The following is a 23113-nucleotide window of genomic DNA, read 5'->3' as shown; positions in this document are numbered from 1 at the left end:
CGTCCCTCCTGTCAGGGCACTCGCTCGATGCGGTAGTGGAACGAGAAGTCGTCGGCCGCCAACTGCCCGCCGCCGGGATGGCGGCCGATCCCGTAGTCCTCGCCGGCCAGGAAGGAGCCGCGGTAGAGGGCGATGCTGTCGCCGACGGCCTTGGCGAGCAGCGCGTGCGCGGTGTTCACGACGGTCGCCACCGCGCTGACCGCCGCCACCGCCGCCGTGGCCGGTGACGCCGCGGCCGGCGGCCCGGCCGGGAAGTCCTGATCCGTCAGCCGCTGCCGCAGCATGTCGCTCAGGCTCGGGCTGCCGGCGTGGTCGCGCGACACCCAGCAGGCCAGGTCGACGTGGCCGGCCACCTGTCCCGCATGGATCGGCAGGTCGTCGAGCGGCAGCCACTGGCCGCCGGCGTCGTGGAACCGCGCGGTCTCGGCCCGGTAGACGGGGCGATCGCCGCCGCCCCCGGTGAGGACCAGGGTGTCCACCCGCACGTCGGCGCCGAGCAGAGCCCGGTCGCGCACGATCAGATCGCCGAGGTGGATCGCGACGGTCGCCGGCGTGCTGTCCACGCCCTGGCCGCGGCCGCCCAGGAGGCGCACGGACTCGCTCGGCCGCTCGTCCACCTCGAAGGCCGGCACCTCGCGAACCGGCGCGGGCAGCGCGCTGGCCTGGAGCTCGAGGTGCCGCACGGCGTACTCGACCACGGTGGCGCCGGCCTTGAGCACCAGGTCGCGGGTGCCGCCCAGCACGGTCTGCGCCAGCAGCTTCTGCAACGGGGTGCCGGACCGGTCGATCTCGTCGAGCAGGTCGCGGGCCTGGTCGCCGATGGCCTGCTGCTCCAGCACCGTCAGGTCCTGCCGGGCGGTGGTGACCACGACGACGATGCTCTCCGGCCGCACCTCCTCGTCGGGCACGCCGTCGGGCCACGCGAGGGGAATGCCCTCCAGACCGCCGAACTCGGACCGGCCGAACACGTGCTCCTCGCCCGGCGCCAGCCGCAGCCCGCTGCGGTCGCTGTCGTTCACCAGCTGGACCCGGGCGGAGATGGCCACGTCGAAGACGTTGAAGTACAGGCGGCGGTCGCTGTCGTTGCGCAGCCGTATGTAGATCGACTCGCCGGCGTGCACCACCTCGCCGGTCGGCCGCATCGGCACGGCCGCGCCGCCCACCGCCCGTCCCCACTCCACGGTGAACGGATCGTCGAGCTCCGCCGCGGGCACCGACGCGAGCGTGCGCAGGTTCTCGGCGCGCGCCAGCTTCTGCAGGCCCTGCGCGATCTCGGCCACCGGCACCGCCCCGGTGAGGGGGCCCGCGGCGTCCCGGATGACCAGGCCGCCCGCCGTGGCCTCGACCGTGGCGAGCAGGGTGTCCTCGTCGTCACCGGCCGGGCGCACCAGGGAGGCGTCCTTCATCGCGTCGCGCACCTGCGCCGTCGCCGCCGCGTCGCCTCGGAGGGCCACGGCTCGCTGCGCCGCCGCGACGCGGGTGGGGAAGCCGAGCGCGCCCAGCGGGAGGCGGTCGTGCCCGGCGCGGAACTCCAGGGCCGCCTGCGCGGCCGTGACCGCGACCCGGTCGACCGTCGCGTCCGCCACCGTCAGCGCGTCGTCCATCGCCGCGGCCCCGGGCGGCATGACCGCGTACCGGTCGCCCACGGTGATGCCCAGCAGCCGGCCGCCCGGGATCGCGGCCCGCCCGCCGGGCAGCGCGGTGAGCGGCACGGCGTTCACCGGGCCGGCCTGCTCGGTCTCGAACAGCAGCCGGGACGAGACCGCGCCCTCGACCTCGGGACGCTGCACCGGCGTGATCGTCTGCACCCGCTCGCGGACCCGGCGCAGCACGGTCGTCCACGTCACCGGCAGGCCGCCCGCCTCGGCCAAGGCGATCGCGAACGACTCCGTGAAGATGCCCGTGGTGATCCCGGCGCGGTTCGGATATTCGTACGCCGACTCGTCCGGCGCGCAGGCCACCAGCCGGACGGCCGACCGGTTGCCCAGCGGGTGCAGCAGGTCGACCTCGAGCCCCTCGGCGAGCTGCTTCTCCCGGTGCCGCACGACGTCGAGGTAGCTGATCCGGGACAGGGCTCGCGGGCGCAGCTCCGGATCGCGGGACATGTGCGCGGCGTGACAGCAGTCCAGCATCACGACGGCGTTGTCCGACCTGGACAGCAGCCGGGCGAGCAGGACCGACAGCTCCGCGGCGAGGATGCCGCGGAAGTCGCCGGGGTTCGAGACCGCGAAGTCGGCCGGCACGACGAACTGGAGGTCGGGCAGGTCGTCGCGCTCGGCCCGGGCGCGGCCGCCGTGCCCCGAGTAGTAGACGAAGGCCGCGTCGCCGGGTGAGGTGTCCGCGATCAGCGTCGCGTACGCGGCGAGGATGCCGGCCCGGGTCGCGGCCGCGCCGTCGCAACGCCGCACCTCGAAGCCGCGCGGCTCGAGCAGCGCGGTCATGGTGTCCAGGTCGTTGCCGACCCCGGTGAGCTCGCCGTACTGCGCGCCCAGCAGCAGAGCACGGCGGGTCATGGATTGTCCCGCGGTGGCTCCTGCGGGCGGGAGATCTCGGTGGGCCGCGGCCCGAGGCCGTGGTCGAAGACGACCACGTCGACGGTGCGGCCGTTCAGATACAGCGTCAGCTGGCGGTCGTTCTCGTCGAGCACCGCGATCTCGCAGACGTCCCCCTCGTCCATCGCCGCCTGGACGGACTCCGCCACGGCCTGCGCATCGGTGTCCTCGGTCTCGACGATCGTGTAGGTGAAGTGCCCGACGTGCAGAAGCTTCTTCGCCATCTCTCATCCCCTCGCGGTCATCGGTCGTCGAACAGGCCCAGGCGGTGCGCGGCGGCCGCCGCCTCGCCCCGGTTCCCGACGCCGAGCTTCATCAGAATGTTGGAAACGTGCACGCTCGCCGTCTTCTCGGTGATGAACAGCGCGCGCGCGATCTGCCGGTTCGTCTGCCCGTCGCCGAGCCGCCGCAGCACCTCGCGCTCGCGCGGCGTCAGCCCGAACGGGCGGTCGGCGCGGCCCGGCCCCGGCTCCCGGGCGGCCTCGTCCTCGCGCAGGTCGAGCCGCGCCCGCCGGGCCAGGCCCGACACCTCCCGCAGCAACGGCTCCGCGCCCAGCCGGCTCGCCGCGCGGTGGGCCTCACGGGCGGCCCGGGTGGCACGCTGCCGGTCGCGGCCCTCGACCGCCGCCTCGGCCTCACGCCATCGGGCGTACGCGGCCGGCGGCACCCGGCCGAAGGCCAGCCAGGCGTCCGCCGTCTCGGCCCAGAGCGCCGGATCGGCCCGGCTGGCCCGCTCCCGTTCGGCCCGGCACAGCAGCCGCAGCGCCCGCTCCTCGGGTTTGGGGTCGTGGGCCTCCGCCGGCGCCGAGCGGGCCGCCGCCGCGTGCAGCTCCTCGACGCGGACGTCCTCCGGGTCGTGACCGTGCCGCAGCGCTAGGCGCAGCCACTCGTCCGCCTCGACGCGCAGGGCGAGGGCGTACAGGCGCAGCCGCACGACGACGTGCTCGGTGTCGCCGATCGCGTCCAGGCCGGCCGCCAGGATCTTGCGGGCCTCGTCCGGCTCGCCCGACCAGATCGCCAGCTCCGACTCGCAGGCCACCAGCGCGCCGAGGAACTGCGGGTCGCGCAGGTTGGCGGCGGCCTCGCGGATCGCCGTGAGCCTCTCGCGCGCCTGGTCGAACCGTCCCCGCGCGACGTCGATCTCGGCCAGGGTGAGCCGGGGATAGAGGCTCTGCCGCACGGGCCGGTCCGCCACCAGGTCGGCGATCAGGGCGATGGCCTCGTCCCAGCGGCCCAGCTGGGTGAGCACGGCACTCGCGTTGTTCGCCAGCACGCCGCCGGGCCGCGTGTGCTCCAGGCCCGAGCGCCGGGCCCGGTCCACGCCGTCGAGTGCCACCCGCACCGACTCCTCCAGCCGGCCCGAGTTCTCCAGCGAGACCATCAGGTTTCCGTACGCCCGGAACAGGTCCTCGAGGTTGTCGGTGTCCTCGGCGATGGTGAGCGCCACCCGCAGCGCGCCGACCCCCTCGTCGACGCGGCCGAGCATGGTGAGGGCCACCCCGACGGTGTTCAGCGCCCGGCCCTCCTCCTCCCGGGCCTGCACGGTGCGCGCCATCGCGACCGCCTCGCGCCCGGCCCGCAACCCCGCCGTGTAGCGGCCCGCCTGCACCTCGGCGAGCGCCTGCCCGGCGATCACCCGGGCGGCCAGGGCGGAGGGTTCCTGGCCGGCCAGCAGCCCGCCCGCCGAGACGTACGCCTCGCGCGAGCCGACGGTGTCGGCGGACTCCCACAGATAGCGGCCCAGCCGCTCCAGCAGCTCGCCGGCGCGGGCGGGTGAGGTCGTCGCGTCGAGGTCGTCGAGCGCCTCGCGGGCCAGCTCGACGGCCCGGTCGACGTGCCCGGCCCAGCGGGCGGCCTCCGCCGCGGCGCCGAGCACCCGGTCGCGCGGCACCCCCGCCACCTTGGCCGGCTCGGCCACGCGCGGCCAGAGCTCGAGCGCGCGCAGGTATTGCAGTTCGGCCTCGCGGAAGGCGCGCACTCGCACCGCAGTGTCGCCGGCGCGGATCGCCGCCGCCAGCGCGTGGCCGTACTCGCGGGCCTCGTACCAGTGGTAGGACAGCTCGGCGGCGAGCGTGACGTCCTCGGGCAGGCCGAGTTGCTCGTCGGCGATGATGGCCGCCGCGATCGCCGCATGCAGCCCGATCCGCTCGCCCGGCAGCAGGTCCTGGTGCACGGCCTCGCGCAGCAGCGCGTGCCGGAAGACGTACGTGTCGTCCTCCGGGTCGGTGACGAGCATGTGCTGCGAGACGCACTCGCGCAGCGCCGCGTGCAGCGCCGTGGTGGGCAGGCCGCACACGGTGGCCAGCAGCCGGTGGCTCACCCGCCGGCCGGCCGTGGCGGCGACCCGCATGACCTCGCGGCTCGCGTCGCCGAGCCGTTCGAAGCGGGCCAGGATCAGGTCGCGCAGCGTGCGCGGCAGCCGCACGGTCGCACCCGGCGCGGGGGAGAGCAGCACGCCCGCCACGACGAGCTCCTCGGCGAAGAAGGCGTTGCCCTCGGAGAGCTCGAAGGCGCGGGCGAACAGCTCGTCGTCGGTGCGGGTGCCGGTCAGGTGGCCGAGGAACCGGCGCAGCTCGTCCGGGGCGAAGCCGGTCAGCTCGAGGTGCACCAGCCGGCGGGCGAAGTCGAGCTCGGCGATCACCGCGCGCAGCGCGTGGCGGTCCGGCAGGTCGCTGGCGCGGTAGCTGCCCACCAGCAGGACCCGTTCGTCGGTGAGGCCGCGGGTCAGATAGGCGAGCAGGTCCAGGGTGGACTGGTCGGCCCAGTGCAGGTCCTCGAAGACCAGCACGACCGGCTCGTCCGTGCTCAACCGGTCGAGCAGCCGCAGCACGGCCCCGAAGACGACCAGCTGCGAGGCGGGCCGTGGGTCGGCGGGGCGGCCGGAGTCGTGGAAGTCGGCGATCAGGCCGGCGAGGTCCGCGTACGCCGGGCCGGCCAGCTCGCGCAGCGTGTCGTCACCCACGTCGCGGGCCAGCCGGCGCAGCGCGTCGATGAGCGGGGCGTACGGCAGCTCGCCCGACCCGAGCGCCACGCAGGAGCCGCTGATCACGCGGGCGCCCGACGTGCGGGCCGCCGCCGCGAACTCGCGCAGCAGCCGCGTCTTGCCCACGCCCGCGTCGCCGACCAGGACAACCGCCTTGGGTGATCGCTCGGCTGCCCGCGCCAGCATCTCCGCCAGGCAGGCGAGCTCCGGACCCCTCCCCACGAACGGGGTGGCGACACCCACGATGCTCATGCTCCCGCTCCCCAGCGACGAAGTCAGTCGGGTTTCGGCTCATCCCAGGGCCGGTCCGGGCTTCAGGCTCGCCCGCAGCACGTCGGCCTCGTTGCGCTCGCGCACCACGAATCCGCCCTGGCCCGCGGCCGTCGTGCCGTCCGGGTGCACCAGCTCGGCGGTCCACGTGAAGATCGCCAGCGGGGCCGCCGGGAACGCGATCACCTCGCGGAGGAGCCCGTCCGTGCCCTCGATCAGCAGGGTGCCGGAGAGCTGGGGCCGGTCCGGCCGCACCGGTCCGGCCCGCCAGGAGATCGTCGCGAACGAGCCGGGCCCCTCCCGGCCGAGGTCGGTGCGCAACGCCACCTCGGCGATCGACGACGGCCTGCTCCGCCAGCTCAGGCAGGGTGGTCCGGTGGCCAGCACCGTCGTACCGGTCGACGCGGGCCAGTCGGGCTCGGCCCACTCCACGACATGCCTGACCTCCACGGTGGACGGCGGGCCGCCGCCGGGATCCCAGCGCATGAGATGGCGCAGCCGCAGGCCGTCCGCGCCGTCGCCGTGCGCCGACCCGCCGCCGGTGGTGCCGTCCGGGCGCACGTAGCCGTACTGGACGGCGTAGCGGTGCACCCGCGGGTCGGGCGGGCACGTGATCGTCAGCGGGACCGTCTCGTCACCGGTCACGTCGGCCACGTGCGCCGCCGGGTCGAGCCCGCGCATCTCGGCCAGGTCGATCGAGCGGCGCAGCTCGGCGACGCCGACCGTCAGGTCGTCCCCGGCCCGCACCGCCACGTCGTAGCGGTGCTCGAAGCACAGCGTCACCGGCGGTCCGCTGCCCGAGCCGAGGGCCGCGGCGAAGGCGTCGGCCTCCGCCGCGTCCAGCGTCAGGTCGGCCACGGCCGTCACCGCCCCGCCGAGCGGGTCCGGCTCGCCCGCCGGCCCCCGGCCGGCCACCTCGACCGTCATCCGCCCCGCTCGCAGCGCCAGTGGCGCGAAGACCGGCCGCTCGCCGGGCCCGGCGCCCACCGCCTCGGTCCAAGCCCGCTCCTCGGCCGCGTCCGGTGCGGACGCGACCAGGCCGGCCTGCACCGAGAAGGCGCCGCCGTCGGTGACCGCCGGGCCGCAGGCCGGGTGCCGCCGCTTGCGGAGCAGAGCGAGCACGGGCGGACCGTCCGGCCCGCCCGAGACGGACAGGCGCCGCGCGAAGAACCAGACACCGGCGGTCACGGCCGGGAACAGCCAGGTGCGGCCGTCGGCGGTCCGGATCGGCTCGGCGGCGCCGTCCACGAAGGCCGCGTCGCTCATCGTCGTCCGGCGAGCACGCGCGCGGCTCGCGCGGGCGCACCGCCGGCGTTGTCGGGCACGGGCTTGAGCAGCGCCCGCACGGCGAGCACGGCGGAGGCCCGCTCGACCGGCTCGCTGCCCGAGCGGCTCCACACCTTGCCGTCCGGCGTGACGAGGGTGGCCTCCCACTCGAAGCGCGCGTCCGCGACGGTCTCCGGGCGGTACGGGAACTCGATGATGTGCTTGTCGATCTCGGCTGCCGGGCCGGCGCCCACGTACATGAAGCTGCCGTCGTAGTTCTTCGGCCGGCTGCCGTCGGGGTTCGGCGGCAGGACGGTGCGCCATTCGACGAACGCCGTCGTCCCCGGCGCGGCCTTCGCGAAGTCGCACAGCACGCCGACGGTCCGCACGTACGAGCCCGGGGTGTAGGTGAACAGCACCCCCGAGTCGCCGACCCTCGGCTGGAGCTTGTTCGCGTAGTCCTCCCAGGCCAGCAGGTTCCAGTCGGCGGCGAACTGGATCTCGGCGTGCTCCGGGCGCGGATCGCGCGGGTCCCACTGGATGACCCCGTTGAGCATCAGCCCGTCGGAGCCGAGGGCGTCGGCGTGGGCGCTGACCACGATGCCGTCCGGCCGGCGGTAGCCGTACTGGCAGCTGTAGCCCCGCACGTGCCGCTCGTCGCGGCCCAGGTTGACCGAGATCGGCACCTCGTTCTCGCCGGCGACGTCCACGCCGTACACCCGGGGGTCGAGGTTGCGGAGCTGGCCCAGCGTGAAGGCGTAGCTGTACGTCTCGGTACTGATGGTGTTCTCTTTGTACTCGCCCGACAGGCTGAGGGACTGCACCTTGTCGAAGCTCTTGAGCTTGACGGAGACGCCGCCGAAGTAGCCGTCCGGGTCGGGCGCCTGCGGATCGGCGACCACGTCCTCGACCATCAGGTCGAGCGCCTGCTTGGCGAAGGCGGCGACGATGCTCTCCTCCATCACCTTGATCCGGCTCTCGTCGAAGCCCTCGGGCTTGGCGATCCACTCGATGGTCAGCGCGCCGCTGCCGGTCAGCTCCTCGCACACCACCGAGATGTCCACCCGGCCGGTGACGAACCCGAACCAGCTGGCCGCCACGACGGTGTTGAGCCCGAAGTACTCGTACACCTTCCGGGTGTCCGCCGTGATGCGGTAGTGCGCGCCCGGGCGGCAGGCGTCGTACTTGTAGTCGAACCGTACGGTGATCGGCATGCCGACCGGCGTGCCGAGCACCCGCCACAGGGTGTCCGCGCCGTCGCCGGTCAGGGGCAGGGTGATCGGCACCGTCGACTGCATGCCGACCTCGATCCCGCGGTACTGCTCCGGGTGCTCGACCAGCCCCTCCAGACCGGAGATGGTCATGACACCGCCCCGCAGGCCGAGCGGGCGCAGCTTGAGCCGCTCGATGTTCGGCGGCACGAACGGGCTGTCCCGCTTGATCGCCTCGGTCCACGCCGCCTCGTCCTCGGGCGTGCCGACGACCGCCGAGACGTCGATCTGCGTGGTGAGCAGGCCGCCCTTGGTCACCACCTGGGTGCCGCCGCCGGCGGTGGACTCCTTCTTGCGGTTGCGGATGAGCGCGAACCGGTACCGGTCGCCGTCCATGGCGATGCGCCCGGCGCGGTTGGCGTACAGGAACGTGTTGTCCAGGTTGGACTTGAAGAAGGCCAGGGGGTGCTTCTCGGACCAGACGAACGGCGCGGACGCGTCGACGAAGATCTCCTCGGACATCGTTTCCTCCGGATCGGCGGGTCCGGGCGCTTCCCGGACCGGCCGACGTCCACGTTCGCCCACGCCGCCGCTCCGGCGCGCCGGGAGAAACCCTGGGAAACGCGTCTAAGGAATGCCGCACGGCGCGTCTAAGGCACTCGCCCCATGCGCTCGCGGCCGGCGCGCGCGAGGCTCGGTGCAGTCCTTGCCCGGGCGGCTTGCGGCGGATCGCCCGCCCGGGCATCGCAGTCCATCGCGGAGGCCGGCATGCACGTCCACGACGAACTGACCCCCCAGGAGCGCAGGGTGTGCCGGGCGACGGCGACCGGGCTGACCAACCGCGAGGTGGCGTCCGCGCTGTTCCTCAGCGTCAAGACGGTCGAGTTCCACCTCGGCAACATCTATCGCAAGCTGGGCGTGCGTAACCGGGCCGAGCTCGTCCACCACGTTCTGACACGGCCGTCGCTCTAGGGGAGCACCCGGATCACCGCGGCCGGGCAGCGCTCCACGGCCTGCCGCACGGCGGGGCCCTCGGACTCCGGCGGGGAGTCGGTCAACAGCACCACGACGGCCTCCTCGGCGTCCTGGTCGAAGACGGCGGGCGCGGTGAGCGCGCAGTTGCCCGCGCCGATGCACAGGTCCCGGTCGACGCTGACCCTCATGACCAGGCCACCGGCAGCTCGGCCGGGCCGCGGACCACGGAGTCCTTCTTCCAGACGATCTCCTCCAGGGGCACCGCGATGCGCAACGCCGGCACCCGGGTGGCGAGGGCCCGCAGCACCGTGGTCAGCTCCATGCGGGCGATCTGCTGGCCGACGCAGGCGTGGGCGCCGTGCCCGAAGCCGAGGTGGGCGCCGGGCTTGCGGGTCACGTCGAGCTCGTCGGCGTCCGGGTGCAGGGCGGTGTCCCGGTTGCCGGACTGCACCGCGACCACCACGTAGTCGCCGGCCTTGATCGGCTGCCCGTTCACGACGGTGTCCTCGGTCGCCTGGCGCAGCAGGCCGATGCCGACGGCGAGGTAGCGCACCAGCTCCTCGGTGGCCGGGACGGCGGTGTCCGGGTCGGCGACCAGCTTGTCCCACTCGCCGGGCTTGTTCAGGAGCGTGACCAGGCCGTACGTGATCATCGACGCGGTCGTGTCGAAACCGGCGATCAGCAGGGCCGCGTTCATCTCGGTCAGCTCGGTGTCGGTGAGCGGACGGTCGCTGCCGGCGCTGTGCTCGATCATCCGGCTGAGCACGTCGTCGCCCGGCTTGGCGCGGCGGGTGGCGACGGCCTGATAGAGGTACGTGTAGAGCGGCGTCAGCGCCTCGCGCAGCTCGTCGGCCTTGGTCGACGGGTCGAAGAGCTTCACGGCGGCGTCGTGCAGCAGGTGGCGGTCCTCCGGCGGCACCCCGATCAGCTCGGCGATCACCGAGGTGGTGATGGCGGTGGAGAACTGGCTGTGCAGCGGATAGGGCTGGGGCGACGCGAGCATCCGGGTGATCGCCTCGTCGGTGATCCGCTCGACCATCGGCCGCAGCTCGGCGAGCCGGCGCGCGTGGGTCACCTGCGGCGCGAAGTTGCGCCGGATCCGCACGTGCTCGGGCCCGTCCATCCGGGTGAAGTTGTCGATCGGCCCGTCGTCCTCGTACGAGGCGAGCACGTGCGCGGCCAGCCCGGGCCGCGTCGAGAACCGGCGGCCGTCGCCGAGCACCTCGCGCACCCCGGCGTAGTCGGCGACCAGCCAGGCGTCCAGCCCGGTCGGGCAGGCCACCCGGATCACCTTGCCGGAGGCCCTCAGCTCGGCGTACTCGGGCGGCGGGTCGAAGGGACGTTCATCTTCTCTCGGCATCGGCAGCGCAGGCAGTGTCATTCCCGTGACGCTACGCCACATTTACATCCGTCAATACAACGGCGGCGTGCCGAGTTCGGCGGCGGTTCCGGCCGGTCCCGTACGGCAGGAGCCGAACCGGCCGAGGGCGTCACTTCGTCGCGGGGCTCCCGCTTCGGTTGATGCGGATGCGGAGGTGACTGTCATCTCCGAGCTGAACGAAGTCATGGTTGCGGATGACAAGTTCCGCACCCCGCAGGTAACACCGGGGCCTCCTTCGCCGCAAAGATCGCCTCAATCTCGCGGATCGCGAGATCCTCTCGGGCTCGTCGACCCTGACGGACACTGTGGACCGCTCGCCCGCGACGACGCCGGGCAGATGGAAACGGGTCAGGTCGAGGTGCGGGATGCTTCCGCGTTGTCTCACTGTCACGGATTTCTCGATCGATCCGGGCTGCCTGACGGTCATCTTGAGCAGATATTCGTCCGCGCCGCTTTTCTCGAAGGTGAAGAACAGACGTGATCTTCCCTGCGCCATGGCATCGGCGGCCAAGGTGACGGCCGCCCTGGCGTAGTACTTGTTGAGCAGAGGCCGCAGCGCTACGAGGCTTGCCGAGGTCAATCGGCGGTAGCGGTCGGCTCCGGTCGCACGGATTGCGGAAGCTGCGGTGACGGCCTTGCGCTTGGCGGCTGTCCGGACCGCCCCCGCGAAGAAGCCCACAGCGGTGAAAAGCTTGAACAGCTTGCCCGGCCGGTCATTGACGTAAGCGCTCCACTCTTCCGCTCGAACCTCGGCGCGGCTGGTCTTGCCGTATCGAAGCCTTGCCGACAGCCGCACCAATCTGAGGGCCAGCCAAGGGGAGAGCTCGCAGCCCTCGTTGACCAGCAAGCCGAGCAGAACGGCGATGATCACCTCTTTCATGCTGGGCCGCCGGCCGGCAGGTCTGTCCAGGCGAGCGGGGAGAATCCGGCTGGTCGCCGTTGGGTCACCAAGGTTCTGGCCTCAGCCGCTCCGGTGGGGGTCAACCGATAGAGCCGGCGGCGTGGGCGGTTCGAATCCTCCGATTGGTCCTCCCAGCGGCTGGCCACCCAGCCGGCGTCCTCCAGCCGATCGAGGACGCCGTAGATCGTCGGACCCGATCTCTGCGTTGCCTTTGCCAGTGCCCAACCGTGCACGTCGTCTCCGCGGGACGCGGCATCGAGGAGCATGTCAAGGACCTGGAGGAGGGGCTGGGTAACACGTATCGGCTCGCCCATGCGCTTATCTTACCTAGGTCGGTCAAGCCGTGGAGGGTTCCAGCCACGCTCCGGCCCGCCCGGTAGGGTCGGGAGTGAGGAACGACCGTGGGGTGAGGGGTTAAGCGTTGCCTGCACAGATCACCGTGGCCCGGGCCGAGCCGGGGCTGCTGCCGCACTTTCCCGATGTTGTCCGGCTGGCCGACGGGCGGCTGCTCGCGGCCTGGCGGGAGAGCACGGGCCACGTGAAGGCCGACGGGCGTATCCGGGTGGCGGAGAGCGCCGACAACGGCCGGACCTGGAGCGAGCCGCGCACGGCGGTGGACGGGCCGTTCGACGACCGGGACCCGAAGCTCGTCGTGCTGCGCGACGGGACCGTGCTGCTCAGCTACTTCGTGATCGAGTGGACCGAGCCGTGGCACACCACGCACGGCACCTGGGTGCACCGCAGCACCGACAACGGCGAGACCTGGGGCGAGCCGATCCTGGTCGGCACGGCCATGGCGCTGCCGGATCAGGAGCGGCGGGCCTCCAAGACGTTCTCGGCGTCGCACGGCGCGGCGGCCGAGCTGCCCAGCGGCGATCTTCTCTTCCCGCTGTACGGGCGGCTGCCCGGCGAGGCGTGGATGCGCGCGACGGTGGTGCGCAGCACCGACGGCGGGCGCACGTGGCCGGCGGAGACCGAGGTGCTGCTCGCGGCGGCCGAGGGCGTGCACTTCCAGGAGCCGACGCTGACCGTGCTCGACGACCGGGTCGTCGTGCTGATCCGGACGACGGTGGGGCACGCGTACATCGCCGAGTCCACTGACGACGGGCACACCTGGAGCATCGCCCGGCCGACCGACATGCCCGCGTCGTCACATCACGCGCTGCGGCTGAGCACCGGCGAGGTGCTGGTGACGTACGGCGATCTCAAGCCCCGGTTCTCGGAGCACCGCGACACCGTGGGCCGCTTGGTGCGCGAGCCCGAGAAGGGCTGGGACGGGTACGGCGACGTGCAGCTCTACGACTCCGGCCACTCCGACCAGGCGAACCCGTCCAGCGTGGAGCTCGAGCCGGGCAAGTTCCTGACGCTCGGCTTCGACGTGCGGGCGGCGACCGTGGTCGGCATCTTCACCGAGGCGAGCGACTACCCTCAGTAGCGTACGTCGGCGGGCTTGCCCGACAGCGGCAGGCCCGCGGCCCGCCACGCCTCGAAGCCGCCGGTCATGTCGGTGGCGCGCCACAGGCCCAGGGCGCGCAGGCTCGCCGCGGCCAGGCTGGAGCTGTAGCCCTGACGGCACACCACGACGATGTGCACGTCGTAGTCGGTCGCCTCGGGGATGCGGTCGGGCGACATCGGGTCGAGCCGCCACTCCATCACCGTGCGGTCGATGACGATCGCGCCGGGCAGGTCGCCCTGCTCGGCGCGCTGCCGGTCGGTGCGGGTGTCGATCAGCAGCGCGCCGGCGGCGACCGCCGCGCGGGTCTCGTGCGGGTCCAGGCGGAGGAGGCCCTCGCGAGCCTTCTCCAGCAGGACGTCGATGCCGGTGGTCACGCGTCGATCTCGTACGCCAGGTTGGGGCGCAGCCAGCGCTCGACCTCCTCGACCGTCATGCCGCGCCGGGCCGCGTAGTCGGTGATCTGGTCCTTGCCGAGCCGGCCCACGGTGAAGTACCGCGAGGCGGGGTGCGCGAAGATCAGGCCGCTTACCGCGGCGGCGGGCGTCATCGCGTACGACTCCGTCAGCCCCACCCCGATCTCCCTGGTGCCGAGCAGATCGAAGAGGTCCTTCTTCTCGCTGTGGTCGGGGCTCGCCGGGTAGCCGAGGGCGGGCCGGATGCCGCGGAAGCGCTCGGCGTGCAGGTCCTCGAGCTTCGGCCGGGCGTCCGGCTCGAACCACTCGCGGCGGGCCTGCAGATGCAGGAACTCGGCGAACGCCTCGGCCAGGCGGTCGGCCAGCGCCTTGACCATGATGGCCCGGTAGTCGTCGTTCTCGGCCTCGTACTTCGCGGCCAGCTCCTCGGCGCCGTGGATCGCCACCGCGAAGCCGCCCAGGTGGTCGCCCGCGGGGGCGATGTAGTCGGCGAGCGAGCGGTTGGCGCGGCCGTCCGGCTTCTGGGTCTGCTGGCGCAGCATCGGGAACGTCACCCCGTTGTCCAGCACGATGTCGTCGCCCTCGCTGTGCGCGGGCCAGAACGCGTACCGGCCGCGGGCCTGGAACGACCCGTCGGCGATGATCTTGTCGAGCAGCGTGTTGGCGTCGTCGTAGAGCTCGCGCGCGACCGGCTGCTCCAGGATCGCCGGGTACTTGCCCTTGAGCTCCCAGGCGAGGAAGAGGAACTGCCAGTCGATCATCTCGCGCAGCTGGGCGATGGTGGGCTGCACATCGCGCACGCCGGTGAAGGAGGGCGTGGGCAGGTCGGCGAAGTCGACCACCTCGCGGTTGGCGCGGGCCTGCTCGACGGTGAGCAGCGGCTGGGCGTGCCGGTTGGCGTGCTGCTCGCGCAGCCGCTCCTGGTCGGCCCGGTTGGCGACGTCCAGCTTCTCGGCGCGGTCGGCGTCGAGCAGGTCGGACACCACGCCGACGACCCGGGACGCGTCGAGCACGTGCACGGTGGGCCCGTCGTACGCGGGCGCGATGCGCACGGCCGTGTGCTGCTTGGACGTGGTCGCCCCGCCGATGAGCAGCGGCAGCTTGAGGCCCCGGCGCTGCATCTCGGCGCCGACCGCGACCATCTCGTCGAGGGACGGCGTGATCAGGCCGGAGAGCCCGATGACGTCGGCGCCCTCGGCCACGGCCGTGTCGAGGATCTTGGCGGCCGGCACCATCACGCCGAGGTCGATCACCTCGTAGTTGTTGCAGCCCAGCACGACGCCGACGATGTTCTTGCCGATGTCGTGCACGTCGCCCTTGACCGTGGCGAGCACGACCTTGCCCTGGCCGCGGCCGGTCTCGATGCGGCCCTCCAGGCGCGCCTGCTCCTTCTCGGCCTCCATGTACGGCTCGAGGTAGGCCACCGAGCGCTTCATCACGCGGGCGCTCTTGACCACCTGGGGCAGGAACATCTTGCCGGAGCCGAAGAGGTCGCCGACGACCTTCATGCCGTCCATCAGCGGGCCCTCGATCACCTCGAGCGGCCTCGCGTACTGCTGCCGGGCCTCCTCGGTGTCGTCCTCGATGAAGTCGACGATGCCGTGGACCAGCGCGTACGACAGGCGCTCGGCGACCGGCGCCTCGCGCCACGACAGGTCGACCTCGCGCTGCTTGCCCTTGCCGGTGACCGTGGACGCGAACGTGACGAGCCGGTCGGTGGCGTCGGGGCGCCGGTCGAAGAGCACGTCCTCGACGAGCTCCAGCAGGTCGGCCGGGATGTCCTGGTAGACGGCGAGCTGGCCGGCGTTCACGATGCCCATGTCGAGGCCGGCCTTGACCGCGTGGAACAGGAACGCCGAGTGCATCGCCTCGCGGACCACGTCGTTGCCGCGGAACGAGAACGACAGGTTGGAGATGCCGCCGCTGGTGCGCGCGCCCGGGCAGCGCTGTTTGATCAGCGGCAGCGCCTCGATGAACGCCTTGGCGTAGCCGTTGTGCTCGGCGATGCCGGTGGCGACGGCCAGCACGTTCGGGTCGAAGATGATGTCGTCGGGGGCGAAGCCCGCCTGGTTGACCAGCAGGTCGTACGCCCGGCCGCAGATCTCGACCTTGCGGTCGCGGGTGTCGGCCTGGCCCTGCTCGTCGAAGGCCATGACGACCACGCCGGCGCCGAAGTCGCGGATGCGGCGGGCGTGCTCCAGGAAGACCTCCTCGCCCTCCTTGAGGCTGATCGAGTTGACCACGCCCTTGCCCTGCACGCACTTGAGGCCGGCCTCGAGCACGCTCCACTTCGAGCTGTCGATCATCACCGGGATGCGGGCCACCTCGGGCTCGGTGGCGATCAGGTTGAGGAAGGTGGTCATCGCCTGCTCGCTGTCGAGCAGGTCGGCGTCCATGTTGACGTCGAGCAGGTTGGCGCCGCCGCGCACCTGGTCGAGGGCCACGTCGACGGCGCCCTGGTAGTCGTCGGCCTCGATGAGGCGGCGGAACTTGGCCGAGCCGGTGACGTTGGTCCGCTCGCCGATCATGACAAAGCCGGTGTCGGGGCCGATGGCGAACGGCTCCAGGCCGCTGAACCGGGTGGTCTCGGCGGGCGGGTCGATCACGCGGGGCGCGGCGCCCCGCGCGGCCTTGGCGATCTGCCCGATATGTGCGGGAGTCGTGCCGCAACAGCCGCCGACGATGTTGACGAGGCCGTCGTCGATGAAGCCCTTCACCAGGGCCGCCGTCTGCTCCGGCCGCTCGTCGTAGCCGCCGAACGCGTTGGGCAGGCCCGCGTTGGGGTGGGAGGCGACGTAGACGTTGGAGAGCCGGGCCAGGTCGGTCACGTGCGGGCGCATCTCGGTGGCGCCCAGCGAGCAGTTGACGCCGACGACCAGCGGCTCGGCCCGCTCGATGGAGCGCCAGAACGCCTCGACGGTCTGGCCGCTGAGCGTGCGGCCGGACAGGTCGACGATCGTCACCGAGATCCAGAGCGGCAGCTCGGGCGCCACCTCCCGGGCCGCGGCGATGGCGGCCTTCGCGTTCAGCGTGTCGAAGATCGTCTCGATCAGCAGCAGGTCGACCCCGCCCTCGGCGAGCGCCGCGATCTGCTCCGCGTACGCCGCCTTGACCTGGTCGAACGTGACCGCCCGGTACGACGGGTCGTCGACCTTGGGGGAGAGCGACAGCGTGACGTTGAGCGGGCCGACCGAGCCGGCCACGAACCGCGTGCCCCCGGCCTCGTCGGCCGCCTGGCGGGCCAGCCGGGCACCCTGGAGGTTCATCTCGCGGACGAGGTGCTCGAGGCCGTAGTCGGCCTGGGCGATGCTCGTCGCGGTGAAGGTGTTGGTGGTGGTGATGTCGGCGCCGGCCGCGAGGTATTGCCGGTGGACGTCGAGGATCACGTCGGGCCGGGTGAGGATCAGCAGATCGGGGTCGCCGGTCACGTCCTGCGGATGATCGGCGGGGATCATGGGCCCGCGATAGTCCTCGGGCTTCAGGTCGGCCCCTTGCAGCATGGTGCCCCAGGCGCCGTCGAGCACCAGGATCCGCTCGCCCAGCAGGCGCTTGAGCTCAGCGACGCGTTCGCTTCTCTGCATACCGACCACCTCCGTGGTGACAACGGAGGCGCCCTTGGTCGGTGTCTACCGAGCGAGCGTGGCGGGAGTCACCCCGTTGCAGCGCCTCTCGCTACGGACCATCCAAGTTACCGCAATATCACTTCGCGTCGGCGTACGCACCAACTGTTGAGACATCGAGGGGGAACCGCACCGGCGTGTCCCCGAAAAGCATGCGGCCTGCCTTGACGGCGCTTTCGTGCACGGCCGTGACCACCTGTTCCGCCTCGTCGGCGGGGCAGTGGACGACCACCTCGTCGTGCACGAACAGCACCAGCTCGGCCTTGGTTCCCTCCAACGCGGTACGCAGTGTGGCGAGCAACACCAGCGCCCACTCGGCGGCGGTGGCCTGCACGACGAAGTTGCGGGTGAAACGGCCGCGGGCGCGCCCGGACGCGCCGCTCAGGGCCTGCTCGGCCTCGGGCGGGTCGAGCCCCGCGTCGGCCCACGAGGCGGACGAGGGCGGGCACGTGCGCCCCAGCCAGGAGCGGACCAGGCCGCCCGTCTCGCCCGTGCGCGCGGCGGCCTCGACGTAGTCGAAGGCGATCGGGTAGCGCCGGCGCAGCACGGCCAGCGCCGGGATGGCGTCGCCGCCGGTCTGACCGTACATGGCCCCGATCAGGGCGACCTTGGCCTTGGCGCGGTCGCCGTCGAACGAGTCGGCGGCCAGCGCCGCGTAGAGGTCGCCGGCCGCGCCGGCCTCGGCGAGCCGCCGGTCGCCGGACATCGCGGCGAGCACCCGCGGCTCGAGCTGCCCGGCGTCGGCCACGACGAAACGCCAGCCCGGATCGGCGACCACGGCCCGGCGCACCACCTTGGGCACCTGGAGCGCCCCGCCGCCGCGCGCGGCCCAGCGGCCGGAGACGACGCCGCCCGGCACGTATTCGGGCCGGAAGCGGCCCTCGGTGACCCAGGAGTCGAGCCACGACCAGCCGTGCGCGGTCCAGATGCGGTAGAGCTCCTTGTAGGCGAGCAGGGGCTCGACGGCGGGATGGTCGACGCGGCGCACCACCCAGGCCCGCGTGTTGGGGATGTCGATGCCGGCCCGGGCGAACGCCTTGACCACCTCGGCGGGGGAGTCGGGATGGAGCCCATGCACCCCGAAGGCCGCGTTGATCTCGGCGGTCAGCTCGGCCAGGCGGCGCGGCGGTCCCACAGCCTGTGGCGGCCCGAGCAGGTCGCGCAGCAGCTCGTCGTGCAGATCGGCGCGCCACGGCAGCCCCACGTGCCCCATCTCGGCGCCGACCAGCGATCCGGCCGACTCGGCGGCCACGAGCAGCCGGAACCGGCCCGGATGCTCGGTCGCCTCGGCGATGCGCCGCAGCTGGTCGGCGTAGGCCTCGGCGACGGCCCCGATCACGTCGAAGCCGGCGGCGGGCGGGGAGGTCGCGAGGGTGTCGAAGAGGGCGCCCTGGGCGAGGCCAGGCGGATCGGGCAGGTGCGGCGGCGGGTCGGGCGGCACGGGCAGGCCGTGGAGCCGGGCCCGGACCGCGGCGAGCGAGCGCGGCGCGCCCCACTGGCCGGCGTGGCCGAGCAGCAGCGCCTCGGTCAGCTCGAGGTCGTGGCAGCGGGCGACCCGGACCCCGGCGCGCAGCAGGCCCGGATAGATGTCGGAGGTGGCCGGCCAGACCCAGCGCGGCGCGTCGGCGGCCTCGCGCGCGGCGATCGCGGCCGCGAGATCGGCGACATGCCGGGCCGGGCCGACGGGCGTGCCGTCGGCCCGCAGCTCCTGGAGAACCCCCGACGGGTCCACGGCCACCAGCACGACGTCATTCTCGCGAAGGGGTACGACACTTTCTGCCGGTGGTGCGCGGCAAGATGATGCGCATGACACAGACCCGCACCGTCAGCGTCCTCGGCACCGGCATCATGGGCGCCGCCATGGCCCGCAATCTGGTCAAGGCCGGCCACACCGTCCGAGTCTGGAACCGCACCCCCGAGAGGGCGCGGCCGCTCGCCGCCGACGGCGCCCGGGTCGTGCCCACGGTCGACGAGGCGGTGCGCGGCGCCGACGTGGTGCTGACCATGCTCTTCGACGGCGCGGCCGTGCGCGAGGTGATGCGCGAGGCCCGACCGGCGCTCAGCGAGGGCCAGATCTGGGTGCAGTCGACCACGGTGAGCCTCGACGACGTCGACGAGTTCGGCGGCTTCGCCCAGCAGCACGGCCTGGTCTACTACGACGCGCCCGTGCTCGGCACCCGGCAGCCGGCCGAGGCGGGACAGCTGACCGTGCTGGCCGCCGGCCCCGCCGGCGAGCGGGACGAGGTCGCGCCGATCTTCGACGCGGTCGGTGCCAAGACCGTCTGGCTCGACCACCCCGGCGAGGCCACCCGGCTCAAGCTGGTCGCCAACAGCTGGGTGCTCGCGCTCACCCACGCCGGCGGCGAGGTGCTGGCCCTGTCCGAGGCGCTGCACGTCGACTTCGCCAAGTTCCTCGAGCTGATCCAGGGCGGCCCGCTCGACAACGGCTACCTGCGCGCCAAGACCGGCCTGGTCCGCGACGGCAAGCTGAGCCCGGCCAGCTTCGCGGTGAGCACGGCCGGCAAGGACGCCCGGCTCATCGTCGAGGCGGGCCGCCGGCACGGCGTGCGGCTCGATCTCGCCGAGGCCGGCGCGGAGCGCTTCCGCCGTGCCGAGGAGCAGGGACATGGGGACGCGGACATGGCCGCGTCCTACCACGCGTCCTTCTCCTAGACCTCGCTGCTGCGGGCCCAGAGGTTGATGCCCGACTCGGTGGCGTACTTGTCGATCTCGGCCAGCTCGTCCGGGGTGAACGTCGTGGTGCCGAGCGCCGCGACGTTCGCCTCGAGCTGGGCCACGCTGCTCGCGCCGAGCACCACCGAGGTCATCCGCGGGTCCCGCAGCGACCAGGCGATCGCCATCTGGGCGAGGCTCTGCCCGCGGCGCCGGGCGATCTCGTTCAGCGCGCGGATCTTGCCGAGGTTCTCGTCGGAGAGCAGGTCGGTCGAGAGCGACTTGTGCTCGGTGGCCCGCGAGCCCTCGGGGACCCCGTTCAGGTAGCGGTCGGTGAGCATGCCCTGCGCCAGCGGCGAGAAGGCGATGCAGCCGGCGCCGGCCTCCTGCAACGTGTCGAGCAGGCCGCCCTCGATCCAGCGGTTCAGCATCGAGTACGACGGCTGGTGGATCAGCAGCGGCGTGCCCAGGTCACGCAGGATGGCGGCCGCCTCGGCGGTCTTCTCCGGCGAGTAGGACGAGATGCCGACGTACTGCGCCTTGCCCGCGCGGACCGCGGCGTCGAGCGCGCCCATCGTCTCCTCGAGCGGCGTCTCCGGGTCGAAGCGGTGCGAGTAGAAGATGTCGACGTACTCCAGGCCCATCCGCTTGAGCGACTGGTCGAGCGACGCGGTCACGTACTTGCGCGAGCCCCACTCCCCGTACGGCCCGGGCCACATGTCGTAGCCCGCCTTGGTCGAGATGACCAGCTCGTCGCGGTACGGCCGGAAGTCCTCCGCCAACAGCCGGCCAAAGTTGATCTCGGCGGAGCCGTACGGCGGCCCGTAGTTGTTCGCCAGGTCGAAGTGGGTGATGCCCAGGTCGAACGCCCGGCGCAGGATGGCCCGCTGGGTCTCGAGCGGCTTGTCGTCGCCGAAGTTGTGCCACAGCCCGAGCGAGACGGCGGGCAGCTTGAGCCCGGAACGCCCGGTCCGGCGGTACTCCATGGTGTCGTAGCGGCTGGCTTCGGCGGTGTAGCTGGTTGGCATGTCCCTACCTTCTTGCTTCTCCGGCCCGAGGTCCAACAGAAGAAAGCGCTCGGATTCAGCACCTAGACTGCTGAATCATGGAGTTGCGGCACCTGGAGTACTTCGTCGCGGTCGCCGAGGAGCGCCACTTCACCCGCGCCGCCGAGCGCATGCGGGTGGCGCAGTCGGGGCTGTCGGCCTCGATCCGCTCGCTGGAGCGCGAGCTCGACGCCGAGCTCTTCGTGCGGCACACCCGGCGGGTCGAGCTGACCGACGCCGGCCGTGCTCTGCTCACCGAGGCGAATCGTACGCTGGCCAGCGCCGCCGCGGCCCGGGAAGCGGTCGCCGCCGTGCGCGGCCTGGTGCGCGGCAGCCTCTCGGTCGGCACCGAGCAGTGCCTCGGCGTGATCGACCTGCCGCCGCTGCTGGCGTCCTTCCGCCGCGCCCATCCGGGCGTCGAGATCAGCCTGCGGTACGCGGGGTCGGGCCACATCATCGAGCAGATCCGCTCGGGGCGGCTCACGGTCGGCTTCGTCGCGCTGCCCGGTCCCGCGCCCGACGGCGTACGGCTGGAGGCGCTGGCCACCGAGGAGATGATGCTGCTCTGCCACCCGGACCACCTCCCCGCCGGGCTCGACCCCGTCGCGCTGGCCCGGGAGGACTTCGTCGACTTCAGCACCGACTGGGGCGCCCGCAAGGTCAACGACCAGCTCTTCGCGCGACACGGCGCCGAGCGGCGCGTCTCTGTCGAAGTGAACGACGTCCATACGTTGCTAGACTTCGTCCGCCAAGGACTGGGGATCGCCGTCGTGCCGGCGCCGGTGACCCGTAAGCCGCATGCGTCGGGTCTGCACGTGGCCCGGCTTCCCTCCGGTGCGACATGGCAGGTCTCGGTGGCCCTGCCCGCCTCGGCGCCGCCCGGGCCGGCCGCCGCGGAGCTGTTGCGCATGATTCTTTGACTTCGACCCATCCGCGGGTGGCGCCGCCGACGAATCATCCCCGTGAAGGGGGACGGGAGCATGGACGAGCGCGCGCCGCTGACGCCGGTGCCGAGCCCGGCGCCGGACGCCGGCGCCCTGCTGGGGCAGGTGGCACGAGGCGACGAGAAGGCGTTCGCGCGGCTCTACGACCTGGTGGCGCCCCGCATCCACGGGCTCGTGCGGCGGGTGCTGCGCGACTCGTCGCAGGCCGAGGAGGTCACCCAGGAGGTGCTGGTCGAGATCTGGCGGCGGGCGCCGCAGTACGATCCGGGCCGCGGCTCGCCGACCGCCTGGATGTTCACGATCGCCCACCGGCGCGCCGTCGACCGGGCCCGCTCCGAGCAGGCGGCGGCCGACCGGACGGTGCGGATCGGCATCGCGGCGGTCGACACCCCGTACGACTCGGTCGCCGACGAGGTGGCCGTGCGCCTCGAACGCAAGCAGGTGCGGCACTGCCTGCACCAGCTCACCGACCTCCAGCGCCAGGCGGTCACGCTCGCCTACTTCCAGGGCAACACCTATCCCCAGGTGGCCGAGATCCTGGGCACGCCGCTGCCGACGATCAAGTCGCGGATGCGCGACGGGCTGGCCCGGCTGCGGGACTGCCTGTCGGCGGGGGTGACGGCATGACCGACAACGTGCACTCGCTGGTCGGGCCGTACGTCCTGGACGCGGTCGACGACCTGGAACGGGCCGCCTTCGAGCGGCACCTGCGCTCCTGCGACGACTGCCGCGCCGAGGTCGCCGAGCTGCGGGAGGCCGCCGTACGCCTGGCCGACGACCTGTGGTCGGTGCCGCCGCCCGCCCTGCGCGACACGGTGCTGACCGAGATCACGAACACCCGTCAGCTCACGCCCTCGCCCGCCCCGTCGCCCGCCCCGGCTCGTTCCCCGCGCCGGCTTCGCCTGGTGGCGGCGGCCGCCGTCGTGGTCGCGGCGGTGGGCGCCGGTGCGGCCGTCTACGCCGTTCAGGACCAGCGGGTACGGGACGAGCGCGCCGTCGCCGAGGCCGCCCGCGCCGCCGAGGAGCGCATCCGGGCCGTCCTGTCCGCACCCGACCTGGAGGTGCGCGAGCAACCCCTGACCAGCGGCGGCCGGGTGACCGTGGCGTCGTCCCGGCTCACCGACGCCGGGGTCATCATGCTCGCCGCCGACAGCGCCCCCGCCGACGGCCGGGTCTATCAGCTCTGGACCCTGCGCGGCGACAGCCCCACCTCGGCCGGTGCGCTCGCCGAGGGCCAGGCGGCCACCGTGCGGATCGTGCCGGGCCTGCCCGCGTCGTCCGGCGTGGGCGTCACGATCGAGCCCGTGCCCGGCTCCGCGAAACCCACGCAGCCGCTCGACGCGCTGGTTTCGCTCTAGAAATTCTTCCCTCCCGGCCCAACCGATCGGCGTCGATCCGCCGTCGAGTACGCAGGACAGCGAC

The 23113-nt window shown here is 72.8% G+C and carries 19 protein-coding genes; 6 read left to right on the top strand and 13 right to left on the bottom strand.

The genetic code is table 11. The annotated features are described in order from the left end of the window. Positions 1–11: 11 nt before the first annotated feature. The 5 genes from Ade02nite_RS23605 to Ade02nite_RS23585 are packed head-to-tail and all read right to left on the bottom strand — an operon-like array spanning position 12 to position 8804. The gene (locus Ade02nite_RS23605; RefSeq protein WP_203767863.1) at positions 12–2513 is read right to left on the bottom strand and encodes a caspase family protein; all 2502 of its coding nucleotides are present in this window, start codon (positions 2511–2513) and stop codon (positions 12–14) included. Then, positions 2510–2776: a hypothetical protein gene (locus Ade02nite_RS23600; RefSeq protein WP_203767861.1), complete on the bottom strand. Its 267-nt coding sequence runs from the start codon at positions 2774–2776 to the stop codon at positions 2510–2512. The genes Ade02nite_RS23605 and Ade02nite_RS23600 overlap by 4 nt, the downstream gene beginning before the upstream one ends. 17 nt (positions 2777–2793) lie before the next feature. Next, on the bottom strand, positions 2794–5787 hold the full coding sequence (locus tag Ade02nite_RS23595; RefSeq protein ID WP_203767859.1) for a helix-turn-helix transcriptional regulator: 2994 nt from the start codon (positions 5785–5787) through the stop codon (positions 2794–2796). A 39-nt stretch (positions 5788–5826) separates the two neighbouring features. Further along, positions 5827–7071 carry a hypothetical protein gene (locus tag Ade02nite_RS23590; protein ID WP_203767857.1) on the bottom strand — a complete coding sequence of 415 codons (1245 nt, stop codon included), beginning with the start codon at positions 7069–7071 and terminating at the stop codon, positions 5827–5829. Next, a complete protein-coding gene (locus Ade02nite_RS23585) occupies positions 7068–8804 on the bottom strand; it encodes a hypothetical protein (RefSeq protein ID WP_203767855.1) in 1737 nt (578 codons plus the stop codon). The genes Ade02nite_RS23590 and Ade02nite_RS23585 overlap by 4 nt, the downstream gene beginning before the upstream one ends. Positions 8805–9050: 246 nt before the next feature. On the opposite strand from Ade02nite_RS23585, the gene Ade02nite_RS23580 reads away from it, so the two are divergent. Next, positions 9051–9254: a helix-turn-helix domain-containing protein gene (locus Ade02nite_RS23580; RefSeq protein ID WP_239168995.1), complete on the top strand. Its 204-nt coding sequence runs from the start codon at positions 9051–9053 to the stop codon at positions 9252–9254. On the opposite strand, the gene Ade02nite_RS23575 is transcribed toward Ade02nite_RS23580, so the two are convergent. The 4 genes from Ade02nite_RS23575 to Ade02nite_RS23560 all read right to left on the bottom strand — a co-directional run bounded on the left by Ade02nite_RS23575 (position 9251) and on the right by Ade02nite_RS23560 (position 11805). Continuing rightward, complete coding sequence (locus Ade02nite_RS23575; RefSeq protein WP_203767851.1) at positions 9251–9445, bottom strand: ferredoxin; 195 nt, start codon at positions 9443–9445, stop codon at positions 9251–9253. The genes Ade02nite_RS23580 and Ade02nite_RS23575 overlap by 4 nt on opposite strands. Further along, positions 9442–10638: a cytochrome P450 gene (locus Ade02nite_RS23570; protein WP_203767849.1), complete on the bottom strand. Its 1197-nt coding sequence runs from the start codon at positions 10636–10638 to the stop codon at positions 9442–9444. The genes Ade02nite_RS23575 and Ade02nite_RS23570 overlap by 4 nt, the downstream gene beginning before the upstream one ends. Before the next feature lie 109 nt (positions 10639–10747). Continuing rightward, positions 10748–11509, bottom strand: coding sequence for a hypothetical protein (locus Ade02nite_RS23565; RefSeq protein WP_203767847.1), 762 nt, complete (start codon positions 11507–11509; stop codon positions 10748–10750). 5 nt (positions 11510–11514) lie between these two features. Then, a complete protein-coding gene (locus Ade02nite_RS23560) occupies positions 11515–11805 on the bottom strand; it encodes a PadR family transcriptional regulator (protein WP_239169001.1) in 291 nt (96 codons plus the stop codon). Positions 11806–11960: 155 nt separating this feature from the next. Between Ade02nite_RS23560 and Ade02nite_RS23555 the strand changes: the two genes are divergently transcribed. Beyond that, positions 11961–12974: a sialidase family protein gene (locus tag Ade02nite_RS23555; protein ID WP_203767844.1), complete on the top strand. Its 1014-nt coding sequence runs from the start codon at positions 11961–11963 to the stop codon at positions 12972–12974. Here Ade02nite_RS23555 and Ade02nite_RS23550 read toward each other — a convergent pair. The 3 genes from Ade02nite_RS23550 to Ade02nite_RS23540 all read right to left on the bottom strand — a co-directional run bounded on the left by Ade02nite_RS23550 (position 12968) and on the right by Ade02nite_RS23540 (position 18772). After that, complete coding sequence (locus Ade02nite_RS23550) at positions 12968–13405, bottom strand: rhodanese-like domain-containing protein (protein WP_379036542.1); 438 nt, start codon at positions 13403–13405, stop codon at positions 12968–12970. The two genes, Ade02nite_RS23555 and Ade02nite_RS23550, sit on opposite strands and share 7 nt — an antisense overlap. Beyond that, positions 13366–16950, bottom strand: coding sequence for a methionine synthase (gene metH / locus Ade02nite_RS23545; RefSeq protein ID WP_239169000.1), 3585 nt, complete (start codon positions 16948–16950; stop codon positions 13366–13368). The genes Ade02nite_RS23550 and metH overlap by 40 nt, the downstream gene beginning before the upstream one ends. 157 nt (positions 16951–17107) lie before the next feature. After that, positions 17108–18772, bottom strand: coding sequence for a bifunctional 3'-5' exonuclease/DNA polymerase (locus Ade02nite_RS23540; RefSeq protein ID WP_203767831.1), 1665 nt, complete (start codon positions 18770–18772; stop codon positions 17108–17110). A gap of 62 nt (positions 18773–18834) precedes the next feature. On the opposite strand from Ade02nite_RS23540, the gene Ade02nite_RS23535 reads away from it, so the two are divergent. Then, the gene (locus Ade02nite_RS23535; RefSeq protein WP_203767818.1) at positions 18835–19701 is read left to right on the top strand and encodes an NAD(P)-dependent oxidoreductase; all 867 of its coding nucleotides are present in this window, start codon (positions 18835–18837) and stop codon (positions 19699–19701) included. Here Ade02nite_RS23535 and mgrA read toward each other — a convergent pair. Continuing rightward, positions 19698–20729, bottom strand: a complete 1032-nt coding sequence (gene mgrA / locus Ade02nite_RS23530; protein ID WP_203767815.1) for an L-glyceraldehyde 3-phosphate reductase — start codon at positions 20727–20729, stop codon at positions 19698–19700. The genes Ade02nite_RS23535 and mgrA overlap by 4 nt on opposite strands. 77 nt (positions 20730–20806) lie before the next feature. On the opposite strand from mgrA, the gene Ade02nite_RS23525 reads away from it, so the two are divergent. From Ade02nite_RS23525 to Ade02nite_RS23515, 3 genes are read left to right on the top strand one after another with little or no spacing between them, the layout of a single operon-like run. After that, positions 20807–21667, top strand: a complete 861-nt coding sequence (locus tag Ade02nite_RS23525) for a LysR family transcriptional regulator (protein WP_203767812.1) — start codon at positions 20807–20809, stop codon at positions 21665–21667. A 60-nt stretch (positions 21668–21727) separates the two neighbouring features. Then, the gene (gene sigK, locus Ade02nite_RS23520; RefSeq protein WP_203767809.1) at positions 21728–22318 is read left to right on the top strand and encodes an ECF RNA polymerase sigma factor SigK; all 591 of its coding nucleotides are present in this window, start codon (positions 21728–21730) and stop codon (positions 22316–22318) included. After that, a complete protein-coding gene (locus Ade02nite_RS23515) occupies positions 22315–23049 on the top strand; it encodes an anti-sigma factor (RefSeq protein WP_203767806.1) in 735 nt (244 codons plus the stop codon). Before sigK ends, Ade02nite_RS23515 begins: the two co-directional genes overlap by 4 nt. Positions 23050–23113 lie beyond the last annotated feature (64 nt).

Source organism: Paractinoplanes deccanensis (assembly GCF_016862115.1).
GTDB lineage: Bacteria > Actinomycetota > Actinomycetes > Mycobacteriales > Micromonosporaceae > Actinoplanes > Actinoplanes deccanensis.
The sequence above is the reverse complement of the archived record's forward strand: the minus strand, read 5'-3'. Positions and strand labels throughout refer to the sequence as shown.

Bases quoted from the DNA above. Each gene is read 5' to 3' on its own strand.
- Ade02nite_RS23605 (WP_203767863.1), bottom strand. From the start codon at position 2,513: ATGACCCGCCGTGCTCTGCTGCTGGGCGCGCAGTACGGCGAGCTCACC.
- Ade02nite_RS23600 (WP_203767861.1), bottom strand. From the start codon at position 2,776: ATGGCGAAGAAGCTTCTGCACGTCGGGCACTTCACCTACACGATCGTC.
- Ade02nite_RS23595 (WP_203767859.1), bottom strand. From the start codon at position 5,787: ATGAGCATCGTGGGTGTCGCCACCCCGTTCGTGGGGAGGGGTCCGGAG.
- Ade02nite_RS23590 (WP_203767857.1), bottom strand. From the start codon at position 7,071: ATGAGCGACGCGGCCTTCGTGGACGGCGCCGCCGAGCCGATCCGGACC.
- Ade02nite_RS23585 (WP_203767855.1), bottom strand. From the start codon at position 8,804: ATGTCCGAGGAGATCTTCGTCGACGCGTCCGCGCCGTTCGTCTGGTCC.
- Ade02nite_RS23580 (WP_239168995.1), top strand. From the start codon at position 9,051: ATGCACGTCCACGACGAACTGACCCCCCAGGAGCGCAGGGTGTGCCGG.
- Ade02nite_RS23575 (WP_203767851.1), bottom strand. From the start codon at position 9,445: ATGAGGGTCAGCGTCGACCGGGACCTGTGCATCGGCGCGGGCAACTGC.
- Ade02nite_RS23570 (WP_203767849.1), bottom strand. From the start codon at position 10,638: ATGACACTGCCTGCGCTGCCGATGCCGAGAGAAGATGAACGTCCCTTC.
- Ade02nite_RS23560 (WP_239169001.1), bottom strand. From the start codon at position 11,805: ATGCTCCTCGATGCCGCGTCCCGCGGAGACGACGTGCACGGTTGGGCA.
- Ade02nite_RS23535 (WP_203767818.1), top strand. From the start codon at position 18,835: ATGACACAGACCCGCACCGTCAGCGTCCTCGGCACCGGCATCATGGGC.
- mgrA (WP_203767815.1), bottom strand. From the start codon at position 20,729: ATGCCAACCAGCTACACCGCCGAAGCCAGCCGCTACGACACCATGGAG.
- Ade02nite_RS23525 (WP_203767812.1), top strand. From the start codon at position 20,807: ATGGAGTTGCGGCACCTGGAGTACTTCGTCGCGGTCGCCGAGGAGCGC.
- sigK (WP_203767809.1), top strand. From the start codon at position 21,728: ATGGACGAGCGCGCGCCGCTGACGCCGGTGCCGAGCCCGGCGCCGGAC.
- Ade02nite_RS23515 (WP_203767806.1), top strand. From the start codon at position 22,315: ATGACCGACAACGTGCACTCGCTGGTCGGGCCGTACGTCCTGGACGCG.